This window comes from Streptomyces sp. SP17BM10 (assembly GCF_036322405.1).
In the GTDB taxonomy this organism is placed as follows: domain Bacteria; phylum Actinomycetota; class Actinomycetes; order Streptomycetales; family Streptomycetaceae; genus Kitasatospora.
Map to the genome: position 1 here is coordinate 89715 of NZ_JAQYXB010000661.1, position 16318 is coordinate 106032.

The 16318-nt window shown below is 74.0% G+C and carries 15 protein-coding genes; 9 read left to right on the forward strand and 6 right to left on the reverse strand.

What is annotated here, in order from left to right; translation table 11 throughout:
* The first annotated feature begins 35 nt into the window (after positions 1-35).
* The 3 genes from PUR71_RS31160 (at position 36) to PUR71_RS31170 (ending at position 1800) form a co-directional block, all read left to right on the forward strand.
* On the forward strand, positions 36-488 hold the full coding sequence (locus PUR71_RS31160; RefSeq protein WP_329930511.1) for a cytidine deaminase family protein: 453 nt from the start codon (positions 36-38) through the stop codon (positions 486-488).
* 181 nt (positions 489-669) lie between these two features.
* Positions 670-984: a hypothetical protein gene (locus tag PUR71_RS31165; RefSeq protein ID WP_329930512.1), complete on the forward strand. Its 315-nt coding sequence runs from the start codon at positions 670-672 to the stop codon at positions 982-984.
* 252 nt (positions 985-1236) lie between these two features.
* Complete coding sequence (locus PUR71_RS31170) at positions 1237-1800, forward strand: EF-hand domain-containing protein (RefSeq protein WP_329930513.1); 564 nt, start codon at positions 1237-1239, stop codon at positions 1798-1800.
* 92 nt (positions 1801-1892) lie between these two features.
* On the opposite strand, the gene PUR71_RS31175 is transcribed toward PUR71_RS31170, so the two are convergent.
* Positions 1893-2972 (reverse strand): EamA family transporter, encoded by a 1080-nt coding sequence (locus tag PUR71_RS31175; RefSeq protein ID WP_329930514.1) that lies wholly within the window; start codon positions 2970-2972, stop codon positions 1893-1895.
* Between the two features lie 131 nt (positions 2973-3103).
* Here PUR71_RS31175 and PUR71_RS31180 point away from each other — a divergent pair, with 131 nt between their 5' ends.
* The 5 genes from PUR71_RS31180 to PUR71_RS31200 all read left to right on the forward strand — a co-directional run bounded on the left by PUR71_RS31180 (position 3104) and on the right by PUR71_RS31200 (position 7271).
* Complete coding sequence (locus tag PUR71_RS31180) at positions 3104-3538, forward strand: gamma-glutamylcyclotransferase family protein (RefSeq protein WP_329930515.1); 435 nt, start codon at positions 3104-3106, stop codon at positions 3536-3538.
* A gap of 285 nt (positions 3539-3823) precedes the next feature.
* Positions 3824-5062: a precorrin-6y C5,15-methyltransferase (decarboxylating) subunit CbiE gene (cbiE, locus tag PUR71_RS31185; RefSeq protein ID WP_443077632.1), complete on the forward strand. Its 1239-nt coding sequence runs from the start codon at positions 3824-3826 to the stop codon at positions 5060-5062.
* Entirely contained in the window at positions 5059-5820 is a 762-nt protein-coding gene (gene cobM / locus PUR71_RS31190) for a precorrin-4 C(11)-methyltransferase (protein WP_329930516.1), read from the forward strand. Before cbiE ends, cobM begins: the two co-directional genes overlap by 4 nt.
* A gap of 4 nt (positions 5821-5824) precedes the next feature.
* Positions 5825-6592: a cobalt-precorrin-6A reductase gene (locus tag PUR71_RS31195; RefSeq protein WP_329930517.1), complete on the forward strand. Its 768-nt coding sequence runs from the start codon at positions 5825-5827 to the stop codon at positions 6590-6592.
* Between the two features lie 211 nt (positions 6593-6803).
* Complete coding sequence (locus PUR71_RS31200; RefSeq protein ID WP_329930518.1) at positions 6804-7271, forward strand: protein-tyrosine phosphatase family protein; 468 nt, start codon at positions 6804-6806, stop codon at positions 7269-7271.
* Between the two features lie 28 nt (positions 7272-7299).
* Here PUR71_RS31200 and PUR71_RS31205 read toward each other — a convergent pair whose 3' ends face one another.
* Both PUR71_RS31205 and PUR71_RS31210 read right to left on the reverse strand, forming a co-directional pair.
* Positions 7300-8829 carry a UDP-N-acetylglucosamine 1-carboxyvinyltransferase gene (locus tag PUR71_RS31205; RefSeq protein WP_329930519.1) on the reverse strand — a complete coding sequence of 510 codons (1530 nt, stop codon included), beginning with the start codon at positions 8827-8829 and terminating at the stop codon, positions 7300-7302.
* A 191-nt stretch (positions 8830-9020) separates the two neighbouring features.
* The gene (locus tag PUR71_RS31210) at positions 9021-10385 is read right to left on the reverse strand and encodes a cobalt-precorrin-5B (C(1))-methyltransferase (protein ID WP_329930520.1); all 1365 of its coding nucleotides are present in this window, start codon (positions 10383-10385) and stop codon (positions 9021-9023) included.
* 354 nt (positions 10386-10739) lie between these two features.
* On the opposite strand from PUR71_RS31210, the gene PUR71_RS31215 reads away from it, so the two are divergent.
* On the forward strand, positions 10740-12479 hold the full coding sequence (locus PUR71_RS31215) for a TIGR03767 family metallophosphoesterase (protein WP_329930521.1): 1740 nt from the start codon (positions 10740-10742) through the stop codon (positions 12477-12479).
* A 131-nt stretch (positions 12480-12610) separates the two neighbouring features.
* Here PUR71_RS31215 and PUR71_RS31220 read toward each other — a convergent pair whose 3' ends face one another.
* From PUR71_RS31220 to PUR71_RS31230, 3 genes are read right to left on the reverse strand one after another with little or no spacing between them, the layout of a single operon-like run.
* Positions 12611-14164, reverse strand: a complete 1554-nt coding sequence (locus PUR71_RS31220) for a precorrin-2 C(20)-methyltransferase (RefSeq protein WP_329930522.1) — start codon at positions 14162-14164, stop codon at positions 12611-12613.
* On the reverse strand, positions 14161-14787 hold the full coding sequence (locus PUR71_RS31225; RefSeq protein WP_329930523.1) for a precorrin-8X methylmutase: 627 nt from the start codon (positions 14785-14787) through the stop codon (positions 14161-14163). Before PUR71_RS31225 ends, PUR71_RS31220 begins: the two co-directional genes overlap by 4 nt.
* The gene (locus tag PUR71_RS31230) at positions 14784-16112 is read right to left on the reverse strand and encodes a cobalamin biosynthesis protein CobG (RefSeq protein WP_329930524.1); all 1329 of its coding nucleotides are present in this window, start codon (positions 16110-16112) and stop codon (positions 14784-14786) included. The genes PUR71_RS31225 and PUR71_RS31230 overlap by 4 nt, the downstream gene beginning before the upstream one ends.
* Positions 16113-16318: the final 206 nt, after the last annotated feature.

Sequence of the window (16318 nt, forward strand, 5' to 3'; positions counted from 1 at the left end):
AGCCTGTCACGAACGACCCGGGAGACCCACCGAATATGTCCGCCGCCGGGCCCGACCCCGTGTCCGCGTCCTGCCCGCACTCCGCTTCGGCACCGCTCTCCGCCGCCCACCAGGAGCTCGTCGACGCCGCCGAGGACGTCGCCCGCCGCTTCGCCCGCGCGGACGAGCACACCGTCGCCGCGGCCGCCCGCAACGCCGACGGGCGGATCGTCACGGCCCTGAACGCCTACCACTTCACCGGCGGGCCCTGCGCCGAGCTCGTCCTCATCGGCGCGGCGGCCGGCCAGGGCGCGTACGACCTCACCGCGATCGTCGCGGTCGGCGACAGGGGGCGGGGCGTCATTGCGCCGTGCGGCCGGTGCCGGCAGGTGCTGCTCGACTACTTCCCCGGCATCGAGGTGCTCGTCGGCCGCGGACCGGACCTGCGGGCCGTCCGGGTGCGCGACCTGCTCCCCGAGGCGTACGTCCAGAGCGATCACCAGAACTGAGCCGGCGCCTTTCGGCGTCCCCGCGCCCCCGCCGTTCGGACCGGATGCGGGAGCGACGGCTCCGCCCGGGGGCTGACGCCCGCGGTCCGTCCGCCCTGGGAGAGTTCACCGAACCGTTGGGCGTGGACCCAGGCGCAGCGGCTCTGGGCGGACGGGGGCATCGGTGGGCGGACGACCCGCAGTGCGGTGGCCGCAGGTCGGGGTGTGCCTGGCCGTGATGGCGCTCGCGGGCGCGGCGGCGGGGAGCTGGCAACTCTTCCAGCAGGACCCGCCCTGCCGGGGCGACGGGCCGCCGTGGCCGGTCCCGGCGCTCGGGGCGGTCGGGCTGGGGCTCCTCGGGGCCGTCGCGGCGGCCCTCTCGTGGGTGGCCGGCTGGTGGCGGCACTCCCGGCGGGCGCGGGCCGCGCTGTGGTCGCTGGCGGTGGTCGCGGTGCTGTGCGGGATCGGGATGGTGCTGCTGGGGCGCACGTGGCCGTCGTCGTGGCCGTGCGGGTGAGCCGGGGGCACGTGGATCAGCCGGTGAACGAGCCGGGGACGCGGACGAGCCCCGGAACGTGCGCCCCAGCCGGGGGCGGCGCGCGGCCGGTCCCGTGGATCGGTCGAGCCGCCGTTCGGCTGCGTCGCGGCGGCCGGAGGCGCTAGCGTGCTGGCGTGGTGCTCCGGCAGGATCCACGGCAAACCCGGCGGACTCGACCGGCCGGGGCGGCAAGCGGACTCCACCGGCAGGGATCGCCAACCGAGGGGACACATGTCTGACGATCTGCTGATCGCGAAGATCAATCACGGGTTCCAGTACCTCGACGCCGACGGCGACGGGCTGATCACCGAGCGGGACCACGTCCTCATGGGCCACTCGGTCGCCCGCTCGCTCGGCCACCAGGAGGGTTCGGAGGCCGAGGCGGTCATCGTCCGCGCCTACCTGACGATCTGGCACGACCTGCACCTCGCCCACCTCCCGGCCGGCACCGAGACGATCACCCGGGAGCAGTTCGTCCGCTCGACGAGCTCACTGGCCGACGACCCGGAGGCCGCCCGCACCAGCCTCGGGGCGCTCGCCGAGGCCTTCCTCGCCGTGGCCGACGCCGACCGCAGCGGCACGGTCGACGCGGGCGAGTTCTTCGTCTTCCAGCGCGGCCACTTCGTCGGCCTCTCGCGCGACGACGCCGACGAGGCCTTCCGGCGGCTCGACCGCGACGGCGACGGCACGCTCTCCGCCGAGGAGTTCACCACCGCCATCATCGAGTTCTGGACCAGCCGCGACCCCGAGGCCCCCGGCAACTGGTGGACGGGCACCCCGCCGCACGCGCTCTGACCCCGGCTGCCCGCCCGGGAGCGCGCGTTCGGCCCGGTCGGGCCTCCGGGACGGTCCGCCCGGCGTCGGCGAGGACGGCGGCGGACTCGTCCTCAGGTGCGGGCAGGCTTGCGGCTGACGCTCACCACCAGGCACACGCCCGCCACCACGATCGCCCCGCCCGCGAGGGTCGGGCCCGTCAGCGGCTCGGCCAGGATCAGCCAGCCGAGGAGCACCGCGACGACCGGGTTCACGTAGGCGTACGTCGAGACCAGCGTCAGCGGCGCGTTCCGCAGCAGCCACGCGTACGCGGTGAAGGCGAGCAGCGAGCCGAACAGCACCAGGTACGCCAGCGCGAACCAGGACCGGCCGGAGACCGCGGCGACGTCCAGCCCGTGCGCCTCGCCGCGCACGAGGCCGACCAGCAGGTCGGCGAGGCCGCCCGCCAGCATCTGGTAGGCGCTCGCCGCGAGGACGTTGCCCGGCATCGGCAGGCGCTTGCTGACGAACGAACCGCCCGCCCAGGTCAGCGTGGCGCAGATGATCACGATCACGCCGAGCGGCGCGATGTCCCCGCCGAACGCGGGCGCGGACAGCACTCCGAGGCCGACGAGACCGAGCAGCACGCCGACCAGCTCGGCGGGCCGGGGCCGCTCGCCACCGGACGCCGTCAGCAGCACCATCCACAGCGGGACGGCCGCGACCAGCAGCGCGGCCAGGCCGGACGGGACCGAGCGCTCGCCGAGCACGACGAGGCCGTTGCCACCGGTCAGCAGGAGTACGCCCACCAGCGCCGAGGACGCCAGCTGGCGGGCACTCACCCGCAGAGCGGCCGGGCCGCTGCGGACCAGCAGGAAGCCGGAGAGCATGAGGCCCGCGGTCAGGAAGCGGGCGGCGGCGGAGAGGAAGGACGGCATCGTCTCGACCGAGATCCGGATCGCCAGGTAGGTGGAGCCCCAGACGACGTAGACGACGGCGAGCGCCAGCCAGACCGCGCCGCCGAGCCGGGCCGGGCGGAGCGGGGAACCGGGGTCAGGAACCGCCGAGGCTCGGGCGGCCGAGTCCCTGGCTGCCGAGTCCCTGGCTGCCGACTCTCTGGCGGCCGAGTCTCTGGCGGCCGGGCCTGAGGAGGCTTCGCCGTCGGTGTCCCCGGCGGAGGCTTCGGGCGATTGGGAGGAAGCGGGCGCTGTCACGGGTGTCCCCCTTTGACGGTCCTGGCAGAACAGTCGATATGACACCGCATCGACGGGCCTGCGCGCCAGTGGGTATCACCAGCCGGGCACGAGGACGTACGGTGGGCGCCCCCGGACGAGAGGTCGAGCCCGTGTCTGATGAGCGCGCGTCCGACGAGGCGCTGCCGTTCTTCGTCTACGGCACCCTGCGCAGCGACGGCCACAACCACGCCGTCCACCTGGCCGGCCGCTGCGCCGACATCCGGCCGGCGGTCCTGGAGGGCGCCGCCCTCCACGGCGGTCCCGGGTTCCCGTGGGCCGTGCCGGATCCGACGCCCGGGCGCCGGATCGTGGGCGAGCTCGTCACCGTCCGCCCGGGCGCGTACGCGGGCGCTCTCGCGGACCTGGACCGGCTGGAGGAGTGCCGGGCCGACGGGACGGGACTGTACGTGCGGCAGCGGCGGGCGGTTCGGACGGCGTCGGGCGAGACCCGGGAGGCGTGGGTGTACCTGGCCGGGCCGGTGGTGGCGGCGGAACTGCGCGCGCGGCCGGCGCTGATCGTCTCGGGGGACTGGGCGGAGCGGTGACCTCGGCGGGCGACGGGGGCCCCGGCCGCAGCGGGCGCGCCGGTGGCGGCGAACAAATGACAGATGACAGCGAACAGATAACAGATTTCGAAATCTGTTATCTGTTCGCTGTCATCTGTTCGCCGAAAGCCGCGTCCGTCGTCGCCCGTCGTCCACCGCCCGTCGCCCGTCGCCCGTCGCCCGTCGCCCGCCCTGATCCTCCGCCAAACCGCCAGGTAGGCTGCCCCGGCTACGTCCGTTTCCCGTTCCCGCCTCACGGCCCGCCACACGACGAGGAGCCACCCGGTGCCCGAGCTGCCACCCCCGATCGCCGTCGTCGGGATCGGGGCCGACGGCTGGCCCGGCCTCGCCGCCACCTCCCGCGCCGCCCTCCACGCGGCCGAGGTCGTCATCGGCGGCCCCCGGCAGTTGGACCTCCTCCCACACGACGAGGTGCCCGCCGACCGCATCCCCTGGCCGTCACCGCTGCGCCCCGCCGTCCCCGGGCTGCTCGCCGCCCACGCCGGCCGCCGCATCGCCGTCCTCGCCAGCGGCGACCCGATGTTCTACGGCATCGGCCGCACCCTCGCCGAGACCGTCGGCGCCGACCGCCTCCGCGTCCTGCCTCACCCCTCCTCGGTCTCCCACGCCTGCGCCCGCCTCGGCTGGCCCGTGGAAGCCACCGAGGTGCTCAGCCTCGTCGGCCGCCCGCTGGACACCCTCGCCCTCGCCCTCCACCCCGGCCGCCGCCTGCTCGTGCTCAGCGCCGACGCCGCCACCCCGGCTGCCGTCGCCGCGCTGCTCACCGCCCGCGGCTACGGCGCCGCCCGCCTGCGGGTGCTCGAACAGCTCGGCTCCCCCGCCGAACGGCACCTCGAGGGCCCGGCCGACGGCTGGCCACACCCGCCCGGCGACCCGCTGAACGTCATCGCGGTCGACCTCGGCGACGGCCCCCGCACCTCCCTCGTCCCCGGCCTGCCCGACGCCGCGTACGAGAGCGACGGCCAGCTCACCAAGCGCCACGTCCGCGCCGCGACCCTCGCCGCCCTCGCGCCCACCCCCGGCGAACTGCTCTGGGACGTCGGCGGCGGCTCCGGCTCGATCGCCATCGAGTGGCTGCGCGCCCACCGCGACTGCCGGGCCGTCACCGTCGAGCGCGACCCCGTCCGGGCCGGACGCATCACCCGCAACGCCGTCGCGCTGGGCGTCCCCCGGCTGCGCGTGGTCACCGGTCCGGCCCCCGCCTCGCTCGCCGGACTCCCCACCCCCGAAGCCGTGTTCATCGGCGGCGGCCTCACCGCGCCCGGCCTGCTGGAGAGTTGCTGGGCCGCCCTGGCGCCCGGCGGCCGGCTGGTCGCCAACACCGTGACGCTGGAATCGGAGGCGCTGCTCACCGACTGGTACCGGCGCCACGGCGGCGAGCTCGTCAAGCTCGCCGTCGCGCACGCCGTCCCGGTCGGCGGGTTCACCGGGTGGCGGCAGGCGATGCCGGTCACCCAGTGGTCCGCCGTCAAGCCCAACACCCCCCAGGAGAAAGCCTCGTGACCGTCTACTTCATCGGTGCCGGCCCGGGCGCCGCCGACCTGATCACCCTGCGCGGCCAGCGGATCCTCGCCCGCGCCGAGGTCTGCCTCTACGCAGGCAGCCTGGTGCCGCGCGAGCTCCTCGACGAATGCCCGGCCGGCGCCCGGCTGATCGACACCGCCCGGCTCAACCTCGACCAGATCGTCGCCGAGCTGGTCCGCGCCCACGAGGCCGGGCAGGACGTGGCCCGCCTGCACTCCGGCGATCCGTCCGTGTTCTCCGCCGTCGCCGAGCAGATGCGCCGCCTCGACGCGGCCGGCGTCCCCTACGAGGTGGTCCCGGGCGTGCCCGCCTTCGCGGCCGCGGCGGCGGCGCTGAAGCGCGAGCTGACCGTACCGACGGTCGGCCAGACCGTCATCCTCACCCGGATCGCCAAGCGCGCCACGCCTATGCCGGAGGGCGAGGACCTGGCGACCCTCGGCCGCAGCGGCGCCCTGCTGGTGCTGCACCTGGCCGCCGGTTACGTCGACGACGTCGTCGAGCAACTGCTGCCGCACTACGGCGCCGACTGCCCCGTCGCCGTCGTCGCGATGGCGAGCCGCCCCGACGAGCTGGTGCTGCGCGGCACGCTCACCGACATCGCGGAACAGGTGAAGGCGGCCGGCGTGGTCCGCACCGCGGTGATCATCGTCGGACGGACCCTCGCCGCCGAGCAGTTCCGCGACAGCCACCTCTACTCGGCGGACCGCGAGCGCCCGCACGAGCCCTGCGGGGCGTGACCGGGTGGCCCGCCACGTCCTGATCCTCGGCGGCACGACCGAGGGCCGGGCCCTCGCCGGCGAACTCGCCGGGCACCCGGACCTGCGCGTGACCAGTTCGCTGGCCGGCCGGGTGGCCCGGCCCCGGCTGCCCGCCGGGGAGGTGAGGGTCGGCGGCTTCGGCGGTCCGGACGGCCTCGCGGCCTGGCTGCGCGCCGAGCGCGTGGCCGCCGTCGTGGACGCCACCCACCCGTTCGCCGCGGGGATGTCCCGCAACGCCGCCGTCGCGGCCGCCGCCACCGGCGTACCGCTGCTGGCGCTGCGCCGGCCCGGCTGGTCGCCGGTCGACGGCGACCGCTGGCACCCCGTCCCCTCGCTCGCCGCGGCGGCCGAGGCCCTGCCCGCCCTCGGGCGACGAGTGTTCCTCACCACCGGGCGACAGGGCATCGCCACCTTCGCGCACCTCGACGGTCTTCACTTCACGGCCCGCTCGGTCGACCCGCCCGAGCCGCCGCTGCCTTCCTCGCTCGACATCCTGCTGGATCGCGGCCCCTTCACCCTGGAGGGCGAACGCGAGCTGCTGCGCGAGCACCGGATCGACGTCCTCGTCACGAAGGACAGCGGCGGCGCGGCCACCGCCCCCAAGCTCACGGCCGCCCGCGAACTCGGCCTGCCCGTGGTCGTCGTGGAGCGCCCGCCGCTGCCCGACGGCGTCCCGGTCGCGCCGGACGTCCCCGGCGCGGTCCGCTGGCTGGCCGCCACGGCCGGGGCCTCGCTGGGCCAATTCGGCTAGTCCGCAGGGCCTCTCGGTCGGGCCGCCCGGGAACTCGGCTGCGCCACAGCGTCGTTGGACACCCGGGCCGCTTCGGCGGGGAGATCCGCCCGCTTCGCCCGATCTCCGTTCCCCATGCTCGACGAGCGCCGCCGGCCGAACGGGAAGGACCACGGAACCACGCATGCGGACCCGCCAAAACGATCGCGGAACCCCGGGCCCCTCGGCCCCCTTGAACGAGATCGCCCCCGGGCTCTGGATGGGCGGGCACTACTGGACCCCGCCCGGCGGCGACCTCGAACCCGTTGTCGTGGGCTACGAGTTCGACGTGGTCGTCAGCCTGTTCACGCTGCCGGGACACGGGCCCGCCCCGCACGTGGAGCACGTCGTCCGGGCAGTGCCGGACGACGTGCTCTCCGCCGCCCAGCTCCGGGCCGTCCAGGACGCGGTCGCGCTCACCGCGGAAGCCGTCCGCCGGGGCCGCCGGACGCTCGTACGCTGCCGCTCCGGCTACAACCGCTCCGGCCTCGCGGTGGCGGGCGCCCTCACGCTCCTCGGGCACGACACCGGCCGGGCCATCGGGCTGATCCGGGAACGGCGTTCGCCCTGGGCGCTGAACAACCCGGTGTTCGTGGAGTACCTGAACACCGGGTTGGACGTGGCCCTGCTGCTGTCTGGCCTCGACGGGTCAGCCCCCTGACCGCCCGTCAAAGTGCTGACGCCAGAGGTCAGATGTCGCGGAACGTCTCGATCTGCGCGCCGATCGAGTTGAGGCGCTCGGCGAGGTCCTCGTAACCGCGGTTGATGACGTAGACGTTGCGCAGCACCGAGGTGCCCTGCGCGGCGAGCATCGCGAGGAGGATGACCACGGCGGGCCGCAGCGCGGGCGGGCACATCATCTCGGCGGCGCGCCAGCGGGTCGGGCCCTGGACGAGGACGCGGTGCGGGTCGAGGAGCTTGACGTCCGCGCCGAGCCTGGTCAGCTCGGTGAGGTAGATCGCGCGGTTGTCGTACACCCAGTCGTGGATCATCGTCGTGCCGTGCGCCGCCGCGGCGATGGCGGCGAAGAACGGCACGTTGTCGATGTTGATGCCCGGGAACGGCATCGGGTGGATGGTGTCGATCGGCGCGGTCAGCTTGGACGGGCGCACGGTGAGGTCGACCAGCCGGGTGTGACCGTTGTGCGCCCGGTACTCCGGGGTGCGGTCGTAGTCCAGGCCCATGCCCTCCAGCACCGCGAGCTCGATCTCGAGGAACTCGATCGGCACCCGGCGGATCGTCAGCTCGGAGGAGGTGACGACGGCGGCGGCGAGCAGGCTCATCGCCTCCACCGGGTCCTCGGCCGGCGTGTAGTCGACGTCGCAGGTGATCTCCGGGACGCCGTGCACGGTGAGGGTCGTGGTGCCGATGCCCTCGATCTTCACGCCCAGCTTCTCCAGGAAGAAGCACAGGTCCTGGACCATGTAGTTGGGCGAGGCGTTGCGGATGACGCTGACGCCGTCGTGGCGGGCAGCGGCCAGCAGCGCGTTCTCGGTGACGGTGTCCCCGCGCTCGGTCAGCACGATCGGACGGTCCAGCGGGACGCCCTGCTCGACCGAGGCGTGGTAGGCGCCGCCGGTGGTGGCGACCTCCAGGCCGAAGCGGCGCAGCGCGGTCAGGTGCGGCTGGACGGTGCGGGTGCCGAGGTCGCAGCCGCCCGCGTACGGGATGGCGAAGCGCTCGGCGCGGTGCATCAGCGGGCCGAGGAACATCAGCACGCTGCGGGTGCGGCGGGCGGCCTCGACGTCCATCGCGGCGAGGTCGAGCTCGGCCGGCGGGGTGAGTTCGAGGTCGCGGCCCTCGTTGATCCAGCGGCTCTTGACGCCGATGCTGGTGAGGACTTCCAGGATGCGGTAGACCTCCTCGATCCGGGCGACGCTGCGGATCGTGGTGCGGCCGGTGGTGAGGAGCGAGGCGCAGAGGATCGCGACGCAGGCGTTCTTGCTGCTGCGGACGTCGATCGCACCGGAGAGTCGGGTGCCGCCGGCGACGCGCAGGTGCATCGGACCGGAGTAGCCGAGGGAGACGATCTCGCTGTCGAGGGCTTCGCCGATGCGGGCGATCATCTCAAGGCTGACGTTCTGCTTGCCCTGTTCGATGCGGTTGACCGCGCTCTGGCTGGTGCCGAGGGCCTCGCCGAGCTGCGCCTGGGACCAGCCGCGGTGCTGGCGCGCGGTACGGATGAGGGTGCCGATACGGGTGAGATAGTCGCCTGTCACTCGGCAGACCATATCTCACGCTTGAGATGGCGACGGAATCAGGACGCGAATCCTTGCTCTATTTGTCCGTTTCTCACCCCGTATGGGTGTCAGATCTTCACATCACCATGAGATATTGCTGAGCTTTCCGCGCATTCCTGGGAGTTCACGGCCCCGGTTCCTGCGACCTCACGGCCCGAAGTCCTGTGACCTCACGGCCCGAGCGGTTCGGCCCGTCCGACGATGGTGCCCGCGCGGTCGATGCAGATGACGTCCACCGCCACCGGGGAGCCGACGAGCACGCCGAGCGCCGTCGCCCGGGCCGCCTCGGCGACCAGGTCCCCCAGCGGCACGCCCGCCGCCCGGCACAACTGCACCGCCTCCAGGCCGGTGTTGGCCGCGGCCACCGCCGCGGCGAGGTCCTCGTCCGCGCCTCCGCGCCGGGCCAGGCCGGCGAGGTAGCCCTTGTCCACCTGGGAGCGCGCCGAATGCAGGTCGAGGTGGCCGGCCGCGAGCTTGGACAGCTTGGCGAAGCCGCCCGCGATGGTCAGCCTCGGCACCGGATGGCGCTTGAGGTACTTGAGGACTGCGCCGGCGAAGTCGCCCATGTCGAGCAGCGCGTCCTCGGGCAGTCCGTGCACGGCGACGGCGACCTTCTCCGACGTCGAACCGGTGCAACCCGCCACGTGCGTACGGCCCGCCGCGCGCGCCACGTCCACGCCGCGGCGGATCGAGTCGATCCAGGCCGAGCAGGAGTAGGGGACGACGATGCCGGTCGTGCCCAGGATGGACAGGCCGCCCAGGATCCCGAGCCGGGGGTTCCAGGTGGAGCGGGCGATCTCCTCGCCGTGGTCGACGGAGACCTCGACGACGACGTCCCCCGTCCCGCCGTGCTCCGCGGCCACCTCGGCGACGGCGTCACGGATCATCTGCCGCGGCACCGGGTTGATGGCGGGCTCGCCGACGGGCAGCGGCAGCCCGGCCTTGGTGACCGTACCCACCCCGGGACCGGCCCGGAACACCACACCGGCGCCGGGCTCGCCGGCCCGCACCGTCACGCGGATGAGGGCGCCGTGCGTCACGTCGGGGTCGTCGCCGGCGTCCTTGACCACGCCGGCCATGGCGCTCGGGCCGTCGGAGGTGTCCGGACCGTCCGGGATGTTCGGGCCGTCGGGGATGTTCGGGCCGTGGGGGTCGTCCGGGCCGTCGGGGATGTTCGGCCCTTGGGGCGTGTTCGGCCCTTGGGGCGTGTTCGGCCCTTGGGGCGTGTTCGGCCCTTGGGGCGTGTTCGGCCCTTGGGGCGTGTTCGGCCCGTGGGGCGTGTTCGGCCCGTGGGGCGTGTTCGGCCCGTGGGTGCTCGCCGGTTTGAGCTCCTCCGCGGCCAGGGCGAAGGCGGGCTGCTGCCCCTTGGGGAGGGTGATGCTCACCGGATCCGGGAACTCGCCGGTGAGCAGCGCCGTGTACGCGGCCTTGGCGGCGGCGGTGGCGCAGGCGCCCGTCGTCCAGCCGTGCCGCAGGCCGCTGCTCTTCAGCTGCCCGGCCCGGCCTCCCGGCCCGGCCACGTCCGGTTCGGCCACATCCGCCTCGCTCGCTGTCTCGGTCGCCGTCGTGGCCGCTGCTCCCGTCGCCGCAACGGCCTCCGCTCCCGATTTTCCCCCATGGACCAGGGCGGACGGCGACCGGGGCCCTCGGCGGACGTGGGCGCGGGTGCGGACTCGTGCGGGCGGGGGTGCTGATGGGAACGGTGGGGGGCGGTGGTGGGGGCGGCGGAAATCTCTGCCTCGAGTTACCGAGAAGTTCTCTGCACGGGTCTCGAAACCTCCACCTACCAGTGAGTAATCTGTCGCTCCGCCAGATGCGGGTTCATGACACGGGGCCCGGGACCGGAGCGACCGGCCGGGCCATCAGAATGCGGGGTTTTCGTGGCAGGGATGAGTCGGCGTACGTTCGTGACGGGTACGTCGGTGGCCGCCGCCTGGGCGGCCCTTTCGCTGGGCGGCGCGCAGTTCGCGTCCGCGGCGGCGCGTGACCGGGCACTGGCGGCCACCGCCGCGAGAGCCGTCCAGGTGACCGGGACCACGCTCGACCAGGTGGCGACGCCGGTCGGCAGCGGCTCCTACAAGCGGCTGACGGCCGGGCCGGGCTGGCCGCTGGTCGTCCGCGGCGACATCGCGGCCCCGGGCAGCGGGCGCGACGACCGCCGCACCGGCCTGGCCAGCTTCGTGCAGTTCTCCGACCTGCACCTGGTCGACACCGAGTCGCCGTTCCGCTTCGAGTACCTGGCCAAGTTCCTCGGTGCCGCGCACCGGCCGCACGAGACCCTGAACGCCCGCGGCGTCTCGGCCCTCGTCGAGCGCGTCAACTCGCTCGCCGCAGGCCCCTACACCGGGATGCCGTTCAGCCTGGTGATGGCCACCGGCGACAACACCGACAACCACGAGCACGTCGAACTCGACTGGTACCTCGCGGTGATGGGCGGCGGACGCCTCGCCCAGAACACCGGTGACCCGAACCGCTACGAAGGCGTGCAGAACTCCGGCAGCTCCGCCTACTGGAACCCCGAACTGTCCTTCCAGGACGGCTACAAGGCGAAGGGCTTCCCGCAGATACCCGGCTTCCTGTCGGCCGCCGGCCGCCCCTTCGACGCGCCGGGCCTGCGCACCCCCTGGTACACGACGGTCGGCAACCACGACGACAGCCTCGAGGGTTCGCTCCCCGACCTCGGCCTGCTCAACGACCTCTACACCGGCCGCTACAAGCTGGAGGGCTGCGACGACGCCGAGGCCGGCCGGCTGATGGAGGCCCTGCGGCACGACCCGGCGAGCGCCGCGCTGCTGCTCGGCAAGCTGCTGGCGACCGGCGACGCGGTGCGCGAGATCACCCCCGACGAGCGCCGTCGGCCGTTCACGCTCAAGGAGTTCGCGAAGGCCCACCTCGATCCGGCGGTCACCGGCGCGGGCCCGCACGGGCACGGCTTCACCTCGGACATGGTCAACAGCGGCAAGCTCTTCTACACCTTCCGCATCTCAGAGAAGGTGCTCGGCATCAGCCTGGACACCACCAACCAGGCCGGATTCGCGGACGGTTCGATCGGCACCTCGCAACTACGCTGGCTGGAGCAGCAGTTGAAGGCGCACAGCGGGCACTGGTACGACGGCGACGGCCGGAAGGTGACGGGCGGCAGCACCGACGACCTGATCCTGGTCTTCAGCCACCACACCAGCGGCACCATGGGCAACCTGCTGCCCGACCCGCGCAACATCTTCGAGAAGCGCCACGACGGCAACGAGCTGGTGGCGCTGCTCCAGCGCTACCCGAACGTCGTCGCGTGGGTGAACGGCCACACCCACATGAACAAGATCACGGCGCACGGGCACGCGGTGCCGGAGCGCGCGTTCTGGGAGATCAACACCGCCTCCCACATCGACTACCCGCAGCACGGTCGGATCATCGAGATCGCGGACAACGGGGACGGCACGCTGTCCCTGTTCACGACGCTGATCGAGTCCGACGCCCCGTACGGGACGGACTTCGGCAGCACGTCCGACGCGAACCTGGCGGCGCTCTACCGCGAGCTGTCGTACAACGACCCGTACGGGCGGCCGGCCGCGCTGCTCGGCGCGGGGCAGGACCACAACACGGAGCTGCTGATCACCAAGCCGACGCGGTGACGGGAGCGGGCGTCAGCCGACCGGCAGCCGTCGGCTGACCGCTGCCGGCTGCGGGCTGCCGAGTAACAGATGACAGCTGACAGATTTCGTTATCTGTCAGCTGTCATCTGTTTGCCGTTCGCCGTTCGCCGCTACTCCGGGTACCGCCGCGGCGTCCAGACGACCTCGACGCCGGCGCCGCGCTCGACGGCCTGCGTCTGCGAGGAGCCGATCAACAGGATCGTCCGCATGTCGACGAGCGCCGGGTCCAGCTCCCCGAGCCGAACGATCCGGACCCGCTCGGTCGGGCCGCCGACGTCGCGCGCCATCACGACGGGCGTCTGCGGCGCGCGGTACTCCAGGAGGAGGTCCCGGGCCAGGCCGACCTGCGTCGTCCGCGACCTGGAGCCCGGGTTGTACAGCGCGAGCACCAGGTCCGCCTCCGCCGCCGCGCGCAGGCGGCGGGCCACCGCGTCCCACGGCTTGAGCCGGTCGGACAGCGAGACCACCGCGTAGTCGTGCCCCAGCGGAGCGCCGGCCCGGGAGGCGGCCGCGTGCGCCGCGGTCATACCGGGCAGGACCCGCACCGGCACGTCCCGGTAGGCCTCCTCGCAGGCCACCTCCAGCACCGCCGTCGCCATCGCGAAGACGCCCGGGTCACCCGAGGACACCACGCAGACCCGCCGGCCGCGCCGGGCCAGGTCGAGGGCGAACTCGGCGCGCTCGGACTCCACCTTGTTGTCCGAGCCGTGCCGCACCTGGCCCGGCCGCTCCGGCACCCGGGCCAGGTAGGTGGTGTAGCCGACCAGGTCGGTGGCCTCGGCGAGCGCGCCGCGCGCCTCCGGGGTGAGCCAGAGCGGCCCGGCCGGTCCGGTGCCGACGACGGTCACGCTGCCGGTCCCGTCCACCGTCCGAACGACCGGCTCCAGCGGGGCGACCTTGCTCGGCAGCACCGCCACCGAGAAGTACGGCACGGTCTCGCCGTCGATCTCGGCGAGCGGCGCGATCCGCTCCCCCTCCATGAACGCGCGCTCGACGTACTGCGCGTCCTCCAGCCGGCCGGCCCGCTCCAGCGCGCGGCGGACGGCCGGGAAGGTGCGCCCGAGCTTCATGATCACGGCCGAGTCGGCGGCCGCGATCCGCGCCGCCAGCTCCTCCTCGGGCAGCGTGCCCGGGATGACGGTGAGCGTCTCCTCGGCCTCCGTCAGCGGCTGGCCGAGCCGGGCGGCCGCCGCGCTGACGGAGGTCACGCCCGGCACCACCTCGGTCGGGTAGCGGTGCGCGAGCCGCTTGTGCATGTGTTGGTAGGAGCCGTAGAACAGCGGGTCGCCCTCGGCGAGCACGACGACGTCGCGCCCGGCGTCCAGGTGGGCGGCCAGCCGGGCGGCGGCCTCCTCGTAGAAGTCGTCCAGCGCGCCCCGGTAGCCCCCCGGGTGGTCGGTGGTCTCGACCGTGATCGGGTAGACGAGCTTCTCCTCGATCTGACCACCTGTCAGGTACCGCTCGGCGATCGAGCGCGCGATGGACCGCCCGTGCCGGGCGCTGTGGTACGCCACCACGTCGGCCTTGCCGATGAGTTCGGCGGCGCGGACGGTCACCAGCGACGGGTCGCCCGGACCGAGCCCGACGCCGTAGAGCCGTCCGGTCGAGTCGTCCTGGAGGTCGCCCTGGCGATCGTTTTGAGGCTTCCGCTGGCGATCCGTCACTCTTCTTCGCTCGCAATCGCGTTGATGGCGGCGGCGGCCATCGCGCTACCGCCACGGCGGCCGCGCACCACCAGGTGCTCCAGGCCGGAAGGGTGCTCGGCCAGGGCCTGCTTGGACTCGGCGGCGCCGATGAAGCCGACCGGCACGCCGATCACCGCGGCGGGGCGCGGCGCGCCCGCCTCGATCATCTCCAGCAGCCGGAAGAGCGAGGTCGGCGCGTTGCCGACGGCCACCACGGCGCCTTCCAGGCGGGGCAGCCACAGCTCCATGGCGGCGGCGCTGCGGGTGTTGCCCATCTTGCGCGCCAGTTCGGGGACCGACGGGTCGGTGAGGGTGCAGACGACCTCGTTGTCGGCGGGCAGCCGCTTGCGGGTCACACCGCTCGCGACCATGTTGACGTCGCACAGGATCGGCGCACCGGCGTGCAGCGCGGCGCGCGCGGAGGCGACCACGCCGGGCGAGTACACCAGGTCCTCGACCAGGTCGACCATCCCGCAGGCGTGGATCATCCGCACCGCGACCTGGGAGACGTCCGCCGGCAGGGCGGCCAGGTCGGCCTCCGCGCGGATGGTGGCAAAGGACTGGCGGTAGATGGACGCGCCGTCCTTCTCGTACTCGATCACTTCGTGGTCCTCCTGGCCTCGGCGACCGCCTCGGCCATCTCCTCGTTCGTCACATCCACGGCGGAAACCTCCATCGCGAAAGCCTCCATCACGGGAGCCTCCATCACGGAAGCCGCCGTCACGGAAGCCTGCCCGGCTGCACCGGATGCACCCACCGCTCCGTCCGGACCGGCCGCTCCGGCTCCCGGCCCGTTCACCGTCACCCGGTAGCCCTGCCCGGTGGCGAGCACGTCCACCCACCGCCCGGCCGGGTGGCCGCAGCGCCGTTCACAGCCCGACCAGTGCACGGGCAGGCCGCCCGCGGCGGCCGAGTCCAGGGCGCGGGCCGCGTCCGCCCGCACGTCGGCATGCGACTTGGCGCACCCGGGCAGCCCGGTGCAGGCGGAGGCCCGCTCCCAGGGCGAGCCGGGCAGCGTCCGGAACCCGGCCTCGGCGAGACCGGCCAGCCGCCCGGCGGGGGCGCCCGGCAGGACGGCTCCGCGCCAGGGCGTCAGGCGCAGTTCACCGGCGCAGGCCGCGACCAGCGCGCGCCACTGAGCCGCGCTCGCCCTGCCGAAGCGCAGACCCACCGACAGTCCGCCGGGCAGCGCGCCGACGGCGGGGGCGGCGCCGGTGAACGCGGGCAGCGGCACGGTGCCGGCCGGCAGCAGGTCCGGGACGTCGCGCAGGTGCCAGGCCTTGCGGCCGTCCGCGCGCAGCGCGTCCAGGAAGGAGCGGGCCGCGTCCAGCACGGCCGTCACCTCCCGCCCGGCCTCGACCGGGTGTCCGGCGGCGTCCCGCCCGAGACGCAGCAGGTGGGTGCCGTCCGGGCCTGCGATCAATGTCACATCGGCGTCGAGCGCGGCGACGTCACCGCAGCCGTCGTCCAGCGCGAAGAGGAACTTGCCGGAGAGTCCGGCCGCCCAGTCGCTCGCGCACAGCCGCGCGTCCAGTTCCCGCACCCAGGCCTGCACGTCGGCGGCCGGGTGGGCGTCGAGGCCGGCGAGTGGCGAGGCGACGACGTTGCGCACCCGCTCGTGGGTGTCGGAGGGGAGCAGCCCGACGGCGCGCAGCCGGTCGGCGAGGTCGGCCGCGCAGTGCGAAGCCAGGCCCCGGAGTTGGACGTTGCCGCGGGAGGTGGTCTCCAGTTCGCCGTCGCCGAGGGCCTCGGCCGCGTCGGCCAGCGCGAGTGCCTGACGGTCCGTCAGGAGGCCGCCGGGCAGACGGACCCGGGCCAGGGCGCCGTCGTCGGCCGTGTGCAGACGAAGCGCCCCTGGACAGGCGTCCGCGCGCCCCCGGTCGGGCACCGCGGCGCCCGGCGCGGTGGCGTCGGGTGTCGGTGGCATGGCGGCGAGCATACAGATGATCCGATCGGTTGCCTCCGTCCGCTGCATCACACTCGGGATCACGCTCGGGATCGCGCTCCGGATCGCCCCCGGGGCCGCGCGCCGGATCGCGCTCCGGCTCCCGGCAGGCGCCTCACGCTCACCTCGCCACCGCACACCCGGCACACACTCACCGCGCCCCGGCGGCCGTGCTGTCCCCGCGCCAC